Source organism: Bacillus sp. Nf3, assembly GCF_003028545.1.
In the GTDB taxonomy this organism is placed as follows: Bacteria; Bacillota; Bacilli; order Bacillales; family Bacillaceae; genus Bacillus; species Bacillus safensis.
Genome location: NZ_PYUA01000003.1, coordinates 230,229 through 242,336, shown reverse-complemented (window position 1 = coordinate 242,336; position 12,108 = coordinate 230,229). Strand labels below are relative to the sequence as shown.

The window sequence follows — 12,108 nt, the reverse complement described above, 5'->3', positions numbered from 1 at the left end:
GTGATCAAAGTGTATTTCACTCTAGAATAGTGTAATAATAATCATCGCTACGAAAAAGATGGTTAAGTAGTTTAATGAATAAACGAACATGAGCGTTGACCACTTCATGACGTCTTTCATTTTAAAGCCCATAAGGCCAATAACAAGCCATCCAATATTAAGCAGTGTACCAAGTGCAACAATCGGCCATCCTAATCCACCTAAGAAAAATGGAAGTGGAAGAAGACATGCTGTCCAAATGATGATTTGGCGTTTTGTGACTTCAAAGCCGTAAACAACTGGCAGCATTGGAATGCCCGCCTTACGGTAATCTTCTGTTTTCTTAATCGCAAGTGATAGGAAGTGCGGGATTTGCCAAATGAACATAATCATAAACAAAACCCAAGCCGTTGTGTCGATTGTACCTGTGACAGCTGTCCAGCCGATTAATGGCGGAACCGCGCCAGATACACTTCCGATGACTGTATTGATGGTGTAATGGCGTTTAGACCACATAGTGTAAAGAACCGCATAAGTAAAGACCCCAATAAATCCAATCACTGCTGATGTAACGGTTGTCATCAGAAGCATAATGAGTCCTAATACAACAAGCAGAATACCAAATGCATACGCTTGCCCCGGCTGAATTTTACCTGTAACCGTCGGTCTTGTTTTTGTTCTTTCCATTAATATATCAATATCACGGTCAAACGCATTATTAATCGCGCATGAACCGGCAATAATAAGAGAAGAACCAATCATTGTTAACAGCACAATATCAAGATTTCCAAGAAAACTCATACCTGTAAAATAAAAAGCAAGCCACATTCCAGTAAATGTCGTAATGAAATTGGAATTGACGATGCCCATTTTAATCAGAGCAAGAAAATCTTTCCATGCTGTTGTTTCTTCTATTTGTCCATGAATAGCTGCTTCCGCGGCTGTTTTGGAATTTGCCAATGTGTATAACCTCCCTTGCCCAAACCTTCAAACGAACGAATGACACGTAAAATCATTACAACTCTATCATACAAGATAAACAGCTGTAAAAAAACATCCTATTAAATAATAAACGACAAACTTGAAGTTATTTGTGAACTTTTCGTGAATTTATTAGGATATATGTGTGTTTCAGAAGGCGGTGCAAAATGAAATATTCTCTCCTCTATTTCTATCAGACTGTCAAAGAAAGATCAAGCACTCTAAATCTGTAAACTTTGTGAACTAACATATCATTTTTTTGTGAACTTTGGTCATTATGAATTGCAACAGAACACGCATTTGGCTTAAACTTGAGAGCATGTGAGGTTTTCATTTACATCAGAAGTTTTTTAGAGAAGGTGAAATAATTTGATGAAATTTGCTTTAAGGCTATTGAGCGTGATCACAACGTTTGTGATGCTGATCGTACTGATTGGCGGTGCGCTTGTTACGAAAACCGGTTCGGGTCTTGGCTGCGGTAGACAGTGGCCCCTTTGCCACGGTCGTTTCTTTCCTGAAATGAACCCCGCTTCCATCATCGAATGGAGTCACCGCATGTCAACAGGGGTTTCCACCATTCTTGTTCTGGCACTAGCGGTCTTATGCTGGAAAAAAATTAGTCCAGTATTCCGTGAAACCAAATTTTTGGTCATCATGTCCATTATATTCTTAATGCTTCAAGCGCTGTTAGGAGCTCTTGCCGTTGTATTTGGTTCTAACGCACTTGTGATGGCACTGCACTTCGGTATTTCACTCATTTCATTTGCTTCAGTATTACTGCTTGCCCTTCTTGTCTTTGAAGCAACCAGATCTGAAACAAAGCTTGTGAAGCCGCTTCATATCGGCAAAAAGATGCAGTTCCATATTTATGGGTTGATCACGTATACGTATATCGTTGTCTATACGGGTGCTTATGTGAGACATACAAAGTCAAGCCTTGCTTGCTCTGTCTTCCCGTTTTGTTCAAAAGACGGTGCGCTTCCAACTTATTTTAATCAGTGGGTTCAAATGTCTCACCGAGCAGCAGCGCTTCTTTTATTCGTCTGGATATTTGTTGCTATGTTCCATGCCATGAAACATTATAAAGAACAGAAGCAGCTGTATTATGGATGGATCATCTCAGCCATTCTGATTACACTTCAAGCCATTTCAGGTGTGATGTCTGTTTATTCTCAGCTTGCACTTGGTTACGCGTTGGCTCATTCATTCTTTATTTCTTGTTTGTTTGGGGTACTATGCTACTTCTGCTTACTTATTGCCCGGTTTAAATATGAAAGCAAAGAACCCTTTAAATAAGATTTGTATCCCCCTATCATGCCGAGAGGGGGATTTTTTTATTGTTGTTTTGCTTCTTCGAATAGCGAGATGGCTTTTTTGCGTCTTTCCCCGTGATCAACTGTTGGCAACGGGTATGTATCCCCTAGTACACAGCTCGATTTTAGTTGTTCATCGATCGGCATTTTACTTGGTTCATGAATCCATTTTTCATCGACATGCTTAAGCTCTGGTACATATCTTCTAATATATTCCCCGCTCGGATCAAATCTCTTTGACTGAGTCGTTGGGTTAAAAATACGGAAGTATGGAACGGCGTCTGTCCCAACAGAAGCTGCCCACTGAAATCCTCCGATATTCGAAGCCTCATCATAATCCACAAGCTTTTTTGCAAAATACGCTTCTCCCTTTCTCCAATCAATCAAATAGTCCTTTGTTAAAAATGAGGCGGTGACCATTCTTAAACGGTTATGCATCCAGCCTTCCTCATTTAACTGCCGCATCCCTGCATCAACGAGGGGAAAGCCTGTCTCACCTTTACACCATGCGTTAAACAGCGTCTCATCTTCATTCCATTTCATTCCTTGAAACGCCGAATTGATTTCTTTTTCTTTCATCTCTGGATAATGAGCATAAATCATATGGTAAAAATCTCGCCATGCCAGCTCTTTGATAAAGGTTTCTCTGCCCTCGTCTTCAAACAGCACTTCCTCATGAACCGCATGAAAGATCGTTCGAATCGAAATAGCACCTGTTTTTAAGAAACGAGACAGCTTGCTCGTTCCAAAAACAGATGGAATATCCCGTTTCCCATGATAACGCGTTAGTCTTTTTTGGATAAAGTCATGCAGCGTGTTCATCGCTTTGTGTGAGCCGATTTGATCAAATTTCCTTGAGAATTTCTTGATCATGCTGCGTAGTTTGTCATTCCCTTCATGCGAAAGTGACTCATCACAAATCGTATGAGCGCTGCTGAGAAATGATTTGTCAACTTTTATCACAGGCTGCTTCTCTTGCTTTCGCCATGATTGATAGTATGGAGTAAACACTTGATAATGAGTGCCATCCGCTTTTAAAATATCATGCGCCCCGTGAAGGTGTGTATCTTGCCATTTTGACACATGAATGCCCATCTTTTCTAAAAAATCGGTTACGTGATGGTCACGCCTTTGTCCGATTCCCACTTGATCTTCATTAAAAAAGACAGCTTTGATGTCATACACATCGATAACTTGCTGAAAGGCACGCAAGACATCTCCATAGAGAAGGTGAACATACATTTGAGATTCTCTTGCTTCCTTGACGAAATGCGCCACGTTTTGAAAAAAATGTTCGTTGTTTAAATCGAGGTCCATTTCAGTAAAAAATGGATCTAGATGATAAAGAGCAAATAATTTGTACTCGTGTTTTTTTGCATATGTGATCGCTTTTGATAAGGCGATATGATCATCTAATCGCATATCCCGGCGAAACCAAATCACAACAATTTTGTCCAACCTTCTTCACCTCACTCTATAGTGTAATCACTCTCACTTGCTGCTGCACATTTTAATGCGCTCAAAAAAAGACACATCACGGTGGATGTGTCTCACTTCTTATTCAGGCTTTAATACAATGAGCAGATCACCTGTTTGAATCGGTTCTCCATTCGTCACATGTATTTCATCTACGACCGCAGAAAATGGGGCTTGTACAGTCGTTTCCATTTTCATGGCTTCATTGATCATCAAATGCTCGCCTTGTGAAATTTTTTGCCCTTTTTCCACGAGTACTTTAATGACAGTGCCTGGCATCGACGCGGCGATGTGATTTGGATTCGAGCGGTCCGCCTTCATTTTTTCTTGAACGGAGGATTTGATGCTTTCATCTTTAATCACCACTTCACGCGGCTGGCCATTTAACTCAAAGTAAAGAACTCTTGTGGCATCTGGATTCGGTTCGCCAATTGATACGAGTTTGACAATAAGGGTTTTTCCTTTTTCGATTTCTACCTCAATCTCTTCTCCAAGTCTCATCCCGTAGAAGAACGTTGGTGTATCAAGAACAGAGATGTCACCGTAGCTTTCTGCTGTTTGGACAAATTCAGAAAAGACTTTCGGATATAAGGCATACGCAATTGCGTCTTTCTCTGTTAATGTCAGGTCATGAGATTCTTTGAACTGCTTCTTAATGTCTTCAAAGTCCACTGGCTTCAGCTTCTCACCAGGTCTGACAGTAAGAGGCTCTTCCCCTTTTAAAATCAGCTTTTGTAGTTTTTCTGGGAATCCGCCATGCGGCTGGCCTAAATAGCCTTTAAATAATTCCACAACAGAATCCGGGAAGTCTAGTGTTGCTCCTTTTTCATAGACATCTTCTTCTGTTAGATCATTTTGCACCATATAAAGTGCCATATCTCCAACTACTTTAGAGGATGGTGTTACCTTTACAATATCACCAAACATGTCATTCACACGTCTGTACATTTCCTTTACTTCATTCCAGCGTTCGCCAAGCCCGACACCTTTCGCCTGCTGCTGCAAGTTACTATATTGACCGCCAGGCATTTCATGCTCATAAATTTCTGTATGAGGCGAATTCATGCCGCTTTCGAATTCATGATAGTATTTTCTGACAGAATCCCAGTATTGAGAAAGGCGTTCGACAGATTGGACGTTCATGTCTGGCTTTCTTTCATGTCCATCTAAAGCATAATAAAGTGAGCTTGCACTTGGCTGCGATGTGAGTCCTGCCATAGAGCTGACGGCAACATCCACAATATCAACACCCGCATCAATCGCTCTTGCATAGGTGAACAGTCCATTTCCACTCGTGTCATGCGTATGAAGATGGATAGGGATTGTAAGCTCATCTTTTAAAGCAGAGACTAGTTCATAGGCTGCCTGCGGTTTTAATAACCCCGCCATATCTTTAATACCTAAAATATGTGCGCCGGCAGATTCAAGCTCCTTCGCAAGAGACACATAGTACCCAAGATCATATTTTGGACGAGACGGATCAAGGATGTCCCCCGTATAACAAATGGCCGCCTCTGCCACTTTGCCTGATTCCCTAACAGAATCAATGGCAAGTGTCATGCCTTTGACCCAGTTTAAGCTATCGAAAATACGGAACACGTCAATGCCTGCCTCGGCAGATTCTTTTACAAATGCTTTGATCACATTATCCGGATAGTTTGTATATCCGACAGCGTTTGATGATCTTAATAGCATTTGGAACAGTGTGTTTGGCACTTCTTGACGAAGCTCTTTCAATCGTTCCCACGGATCTTCTTTTAAGAAACGGTACGCGACATCAAATGTAGCCCCGCCCCACATTTCCATACTAAACAGCTCTGGCCATAAACCTGCTGTTGGCTGGGCAACTTTCTTTAAATCATGAGTTCTGAAGCGTGTCGCAAGCAGAGACTGATGCGCATCTCTAAAGGTTGTATCAGTTAAAAGGACGTTATTTTGTTCTTTCACCCAGTTGGCAAGTCCTTCAGGTCCATGCGTATCTAACAATTGTTTTGTCCCAGACGGGATCTCTTGATTGAGAGGAAGCTTCGGTACGTCTGGCTTGTCAAAATGAGGCTTCTTTTTCTCAGCAATACCAGGGAACCCATTAATGGTAACGTCACCAATATAAGTTAACATCTTCGTTCCGCGGTCTTTTTGCTTAGGAAAATTAAATAGCTCTGGCGTTGAGTCGATAAACGATGTATCGTATTCTCCTTTTAAGAACTTCTTATGCTTAGCTACGTTTTCAAGAAATGGGATGTTTGTTTTAATCCCGCGAATCCTGAATTCTTGTAAATTTCGGACCATTTTAGCAGCCGCTTGATCAAATGTGAGCGCCCATGTGGACAGCTTGACCAATAGTGAATCGTAATAAGGTGTAATGACCGCACCTTGGAAACTGTTCCCTGTATCAAGACGTACACCAAATCCCCCACCTGAACGGTAGGCCATAATTTTTCCTGTGTCTGGCATAAAGTCATTGAGAGGATCTTCTGTTGTGACCCTTGATTGAATGGCAAAGCCGTGCGTAAAGATATCTTCCTGCTTTGGAATACCAACTTCTTTGCTGTGAAGGTTATGCCCCTTTGCAACAAGAATTTGGGTTTGGACGATATCGACACCTGTGATCATTTCTGTGATCGTGTGTTCTACCTGCACCCTTGGATTAACTTCAATAAAGTAAAACTCTCCATTTGCAACAAGGAATTCTACAGTCCCAGCATTAATGTACGATACATTCTGGGCCAGCTTGACAGCTGCTTCGCAAATGTCTTCACGCAATTGATCTGTTAGAGACACACTTGGCGCCACTTCAATGACCTTTTGATGCCGCCTTTGAACAGAGCAGTCACGCTCATATAAATGAATGATATTGCCGTGATTGTCACCAATCACCTGCACTTCAATATGTTTTGGATTCTCAATCAGCTTTTCAACGTATACTTCGTCATTTCCAAAAGCAGCTTTTGCCTCTGACTTCGCACGGTCATAGGCTTCCTTCAGCTCTTCTTTTGATCTGACAATCCGCATACCCCGGCCGCCGCCGCCTAGTGAAGCTTTAATAATAAAAGGGTAACCGTATTCTTCACCGAATTTTTCGACTTCTTCGACCGAATCAACTGGTCCGTCACTTCCTGGAATGACTGGAATACCAGCTTTTTTCGCTTCTTCTCTAGCCTTTACTTTATCTCCAAACATATCTAAATGCTGAGAAGTTGGACCGATAAATTGAATGCCTTCCTCTTCGCATCGTCTTGCAAAATGAATGTTTTCGGATAAAAATCCGTAGCCTGGATGAATCGCATCCACGTCATTTCGTTTTGCAATTTCGATGATCCCCTCGATATCAAGGTAGGCATCAATCGGTTTCTTTCCTTCTCCAACTAGATATGCTTCATCTGCTTTATAGCGATGATAAGAGCCAGAGTCTTCTTTGGAATAAATGGCCACTGTACGTAAGTTGAGCTCCGTACAGGCCCTGAAGACTCTGATAGCGATTTCCCCTCTGTTTGCAACTAGAACCTTTTGAATTGTTCTCTGTGACATTCTCACTCCTCCATATCCCTTAAAATTTTATATGTACTCTATAATAAAGGAAGAAATGAAAACTGTACACTTTTGTTTTCTAAAGATTCAAAGTTTTCTGCAATCCATTTTTTTCAACCGATGGTTTGCTCATTGATTTTTTCTTTTTGTAACGCTCTTTATATTCAGTAAACATGCTGATATTCAGCAGCATGCCCATACAGATGCTAAGTAAAATGATGGACGATCCCCCGTAGCTGATAAACGGAAGTGTTACCCCAGTGATCGGAATAAGACCTGAAACACCGCCTAAATTGATACAAGTTTGGATCGCAATCATGGAGGAAATTCCTATTGCAAGCAAACTTCCAAACGGATCTTCACACTTTCTCGCAATATAAAAACCTTTCACGACGATGAAACCAAGAAGAGCGATAACGAAAAACACGCCGAAAAAACCAAGCTCTTCTGAGATAATTGCCATGATAAAGTCTGTGTGCGGTTCTGGCAGATATCCGTACTTTTGAACGCTTTCTCCTAGACCGAGTCCAAAAAAGCCGCCTGATCCAATGGCATAATATGAATTAATCAATTGATGCCCAGTAGCCCCTGCATCTTTAAATGGATCTTGGAAACTCTCAAAACGTCCGAGACGATTTTGCGTGAAAATTTTATCCCAAAAAAGAATAATAAATGGGGTCACGACGACCATTACTGCACTAAATAGCGCGAGCAGCTTCGCTAGCGTTTTGCCGCTAAAACCTGAGCATAAAATCATCGCAAGGGCAATCATGCCAATGATAAAGGCTGTCCCATAGTCTGGCTGCAAAATGATAAATCCGCACAGGATAGAGACAATTACGATCGGAGGCGTAACACCTCTTAAAATATGATCAATATAATGCTGCTTTTTGGCATACACCGCAGCAAGATAGATGATGACGACAATCTTCACAAATTCAGCTGGCTGAAGACTAAAAGGTCCTAATTTGATCCAGCTTCTTGCGTTCCCTGCAATATGACCGCCAAAATATACATAGATGAGGGAAAAAACTGAAAGCAGCAGCATACCAATCTGGAATTTCTTATTTGAAAACAGCTGATATGGAACTAATGCTGTAAAGATCAAGATGGCTGCTCCAACAATCATAAATAAGAGCTGTTTCTTAAAAAAGTTATCTGGCGCGGCATCGTATCTGATAACAGATGTAATCATACTTGAGCTATACACCATAACCAAACCGAATGCGCTGATTAAGATAATGGCGAACAATAATGAGTAGTCATACGATTTTAGCATTCTCTTTAACATATAATCCTCTTCCTAACGTCTGTTTCTACTGCTTGATATCTTCTTAGCTGTTCTTATTCTACTACATTTTCTCCGTTTGATCCCGTTTTACCTCTTTTATATTGTTCGTCATTCATGAAAGAATCAAGTCCGTTTGCCGTCAATCCATCAAAAGAAAATAGAGGACAAAAAAACTCAAACTTAGTTATGGAAGTTTGAGTTTTCAATCGTTATTTTTTTGTGAACGCATCATGAAGTGCGGAAAGCTCTCTCTCAAGTTTATCGAGCAGTTTCTTGCCTTCATGTTGATCAACTAATCCAAGCCGGACAGCGAAATCAATTTCTCTCGATAATCCGAACATTTGAGTATCTAAAACCTCTTCATAAAGAGGACATTGCGGCATCGTTAAGTTGTCCATTTGCACTTGGATCAATTTTAAAATTTTATCTGCATCCAATTTTAATAAAGCCAGTGCTTTTTGCCGATGATCGACTAAAATTTCTGACGCCAAAAGTATCCCTCCGTTCCCCAGGCGAGTACCTAATTCTTCTATTTATCATAAAGCGAAACGCCCAAAATTGCAAGCAGATTTGTACAGTTCGCTTTGTAAAAATAAAAAGAAGACATTCATCATTAAAAGATACTCATCTCATATTTTTCACTCATGAGCTCAAGCAGCTTAATCCCAGCAATACTATTCCCTTTTTCATCCAGTGCAGGACCAAAAATTCCGATCCCAAAATCATATGGAGCCGCTCCCATAATCCCGCCTGAAACACCGCTTTTAGCGGGTATGCCGATATTAATGGCAAACTCCCCGCTTGCATTGTACATGCCGCACGTCACCATAAAGGTTTTACAAATTCTAGCGACATCTTTTGAAAGAATTTGCTGCCCCGTCTCTGGATGTCTGCCATCTAATGAAAAAACACAAGCAATTTTCGCCAAATCTAAGCTGTTCATCATGATGGCACATTGTTTCGTATACACGTCCATGACCTCTTCTACGTTCCCTCTAATAATATGATATTGCTTCATATAATAGCACATAGCCCGGTTAATCATTGATGTCTCAAATTCGGATGCGGCTGTTTCCTTGCAGTATGTAATGCTTTTGTCATTTGCAAGCTCTCTAATAAAGCCAAGCAGGCGGTTTAGCTGATCTTGCGGCGTCGCGCCTCTTATTAAGCTTGTGACTGCAAGCGCTCCTGCATTAATCATTGGATTCAGTGGCTTATTTGGACTTGCTGTTTCCAGCTTAATCATTGAATTAAACGGGTCACCTGTAGGCTCTTGTCCAACAAATTGAAAAACTTTTTTTGGCCCTTCTTCTGAGAGTACGAGCGCAAGGGCTAATACTTTTGAAATACTTTGCAGAGTAAAGCGTTTATCTACATCTCCTGCCGAGTGGCAAGTATTACTCACATGATACACAGCCACAGATAAATCCGTCTGATCCGCTTTGGCGAGAGCGGGAATATAGGATGCTACTTTGCCATCTTTGGCCACTTTTTTTGCTTCTTCTACAAATCGCTGAAGCTCTTCATTGTCGCGACATGCCATGCCCAATATCCTCCCTATCTTTCATGTAAGATTAGTGTGTACAAGGAGATGCATGTTTATGAAAGTGACAAAGCAGGCGAAAACTTCTATAATTTATGGTGGAAAGGGGTTGTCTTGAACATGAGCATCATTCAAATTAAGGGGAACGTAAAGTACAAGATCACCATTGATCCAAGTGTATGGATTTTTGATGACCGTAAATTTTTAATGGATTCATTTTTTGAAAAAAGTACAGCAAACGAAGAAAGTCAGCTGGATCAGGAGCTTGACCAAGAGCGGGTGATCAGAGAAGGGCAAACACTTCCACCCACTTTAAAAACAGAGAAGAAGTATGAAAAGGAAAGACTCGTCACAGGCAGCTTCGGAATGAAGCTTGGTGATATGCTGAAAAATGCAGAACCGCTTGAACATGCAGACACATGCGAATTTGTCACAGATACAGGGACAATTGCTGTTCCGCTTTCTCAGGCAATGGAAAGCATTGCACACTTCAGCCAAAATGGGAAGCCTATGACTGAAGAAGGACCAATCCACGTTTATTTCGCGGATCAGTCCAACCTCACTCAGCCGATAAAAGGTGTCAAAGAGCTCATCATTACATAAGACAGAGGGTCTGGACTATAGCAAATCAGCTGCAAGCTGTGCAAGTCCAGACCTTTCTCCTTTGACAAGCTTGACATGTCCAGATATTTGCTGTCCTTTGAACCGCTCAATGACATACGTAAGCCCATTATTTAAGCTGTCTAAATAAGGATGATCGATCTGCTCTGGGTCTCCCATTAGCACAATTTTACTTCCCTCTCCGACTCGCGTTAATAATGTTTTCACCTCGTGTTTCGTTAAATTCTGCGCCTCATCAATGATAATAAATTGATCAGGGATACTTCTTCCGCGGATATACGTTAAAGCTTCCACTTGAATCGAACCAATTCCCGCCAAAATCGCATCAAGTTCACCAGGTTTTTTTGTATTAAATAAAAATTCTAAATTGTCATAGATCGGCTGCATCCATGGTCTGAGTTTCTCTTCCTTTTCACCTGGCAAGTAGCCTAAGTCCTTGCCGACAGGAACAATTGAACGGGCGACGATCAGTTTTTTAAACATGCCGAGATCCTCTGTCTGCATTAATCCAGCAGCCAGTGCAAGGAGTGTTTTACCAGTTCCCGCTTTTCCGATCAATGTCACGAGCGGAATATCACGGCGCAATAGTAGCTCTAGTGCCATCGTCTGCTGAACATTTTTCGGACGAATTCCCCAAACATGCTCTTGATCATAAACGAGCCGTTTCACATTCTCTGCTTTTTGATCAAGCATTCCTAAAGCAGAGCCGCCTTCATTCCCCTTCATAATGACAAACTGATGAGGGTTTAATGGTACACTCGTGACTTCTTTTATCGGCAATTGGCTTTGCTTATAAAATGTATTCAATTGCTCCGTCGGAATATAGAGCTCATGATAGCCGTTATCAATGTCTTCGTTTTGCAGCACACGGTCACTTAAGAAGTCTTCAGCTTGGAGGCCTATAGCATCTGCCTTTACCCGGACTAAGACATCTTTACTGACCAAAATAACTGGCCGGCCGTGAGGCTTTGTTTCTTCCTCTAAGCTCAAATTTTTCGCGACAGCCAATATCCGATTATCGTTCGTTTTTTCAATAAAAATTTCTTGAAGTTCATGGAAAGAGCGATGATTCAGCTCGATGCGCAGCGTTCCTTTTGACTCTAGCGTAATTTTTTCATGGAGTTTCCCTTTCGATCTCAAACCGTCGATTAAACGTGAGACGCGCCGAGCGTTTTGCCCAACCTCGTCCATGTATCTCTTTTTCGAGTCTACTTCTTCTAACACAACGGCCGGAATGACGACCTCGTTGTCTTCAAATGAAAAGATTGAATTCGGATCCTGTAATAACACATTTGTGTCTAATACATAAATTTTACTCAGGTCCTTCGCCTCCTGATCGGGGTTTCATTCATCCTTGTCTTTCCCAAAACGATTGT

General features: G+C 41.3%; 9 protein-coding genes. 2 read left to right on the top strand and 7 right to left on the bottom strand.

Going from position 1 to position 12,108, the window contains the following annotated elements; translation table 11 throughout:
* Positions 1-21 precede the first annotated feature (21 nt).
* On the bottom strand, positions 22-939 hold the full coding sequence (gene cyoE / locus C9414_RS10715) for a heme o synthase (protein ID WP_047201764.1): 918 nt from the start codon (positions 937-939) through the stop codon (positions 22-24).
* A gap of 393 nt (positions 940-1,332) precedes the next feature.
* Here cyoE and C9414_RS10710 point away from each other — a divergent pair, with 393 nt between their 5' ends.
* Entirely contained in the window at positions 1,333-2,256 is a 924-nt protein-coding gene (locus tag C9414_RS10710) for a COX15/CtaA family protein (RefSeq protein WP_041084950.1), read from the top strand.
* A 38-nt stretch (positions 2,257-2,294) separates the two neighbouring features.
* On the opposite strand, the gene C9414_RS10705 is transcribed toward C9414_RS10710, so the two are convergent.
* The 5 genes from C9414_RS10705 to glsA form a co-directional block, all read right to left on the bottom strand.
* Positions 2,295-3,731, bottom strand: coding sequence for a cryptochrome/photolyase family protein (locus C9414_RS10705; protein WP_258182621.1), 1,437 nt, complete (start codon positions 3,729-3,731; stop codon positions 2,295-2,297).
* 99 nt (positions 3,732-3,830) lie between these two features.
* On the bottom strand, positions 3,831-7,277 hold the full coding sequence (pyc, locus tag C9414_RS10700) for a pyruvate carboxylase (RefSeq protein ID WP_107163605.1): 3,447 nt from the start codon (positions 7,275-7,277) through the stop codon (positions 3,831-3,833).
* Positions 7,278-7,356: 79 nt separating this feature from the next.
* Positions 7,357-8,568: a putative lipid II flippase FtsW gene (gene ftsW / locus C9414_RS10695; RefSeq protein WP_039178273.1), complete on the bottom strand. Its 1,212-nt coding sequence runs from the start codon at positions 8,566-8,568 to the stop codon at positions 7,357-7,359.
* A 209-nt stretch (positions 8,569-8,777) separates the two neighbouring features.
* Positions 8,778-9,059 carry an Fpa/YlaN family protein gene (locus tag C9414_RS10690; RefSeq protein WP_003212509.1) on the bottom strand — a complete coding sequence of 94 codons (282 nt, stop codon included), beginning with the start codon at positions 9,057-9,059 and terminating at the stop codon, positions 8,778-8,780.
* 122 nt (positions 9,060-9,181) lie between these two features.
* Positions 9,182-10,111 carry a glutaminase A gene (glsA, locus tag C9414_RS10685; protein WP_034281651.1) on the bottom strand — a complete coding sequence of 310 codons (930 nt, stop codon included), beginning with the start codon at positions 10,109-10,111 and terminating at the stop codon, positions 9,182-9,184.
* A 120-nt stretch (positions 10,112-10,231) separates the two neighbouring features.
* Here glsA and C9414_RS10680 point away from each other — a divergent pair, with 120 nt between their 5' ends.
* Positions 10,232-10,714 carry a hypothetical protein gene (locus C9414_RS10680; protein ID WP_047201826.1) on the top strand — a complete coding sequence of 161 codons (483 nt, stop codon included), beginning with the start codon at positions 10,232-10,234 and terminating at the stop codon, positions 10,712-10,714.
* 15 nt (positions 10,715-10,729) lie between these two features.
* Here the strand turns inward: C9414_RS10680 and C9414_RS10675 are convergent, their stop codons facing one another.
* Positions 10,730-12,052 (bottom strand): PhoH family protein, encoded by a 1,323-nt coding sequence (locus tag C9414_RS10675; RefSeq protein WP_107163604.1) that lies wholly within the window; start codon positions 12,050-12,052, stop codon positions 10,730-10,732.
* Between the last annotated feature and the right edge of the window lie 56 nt (positions 12,053-12,108).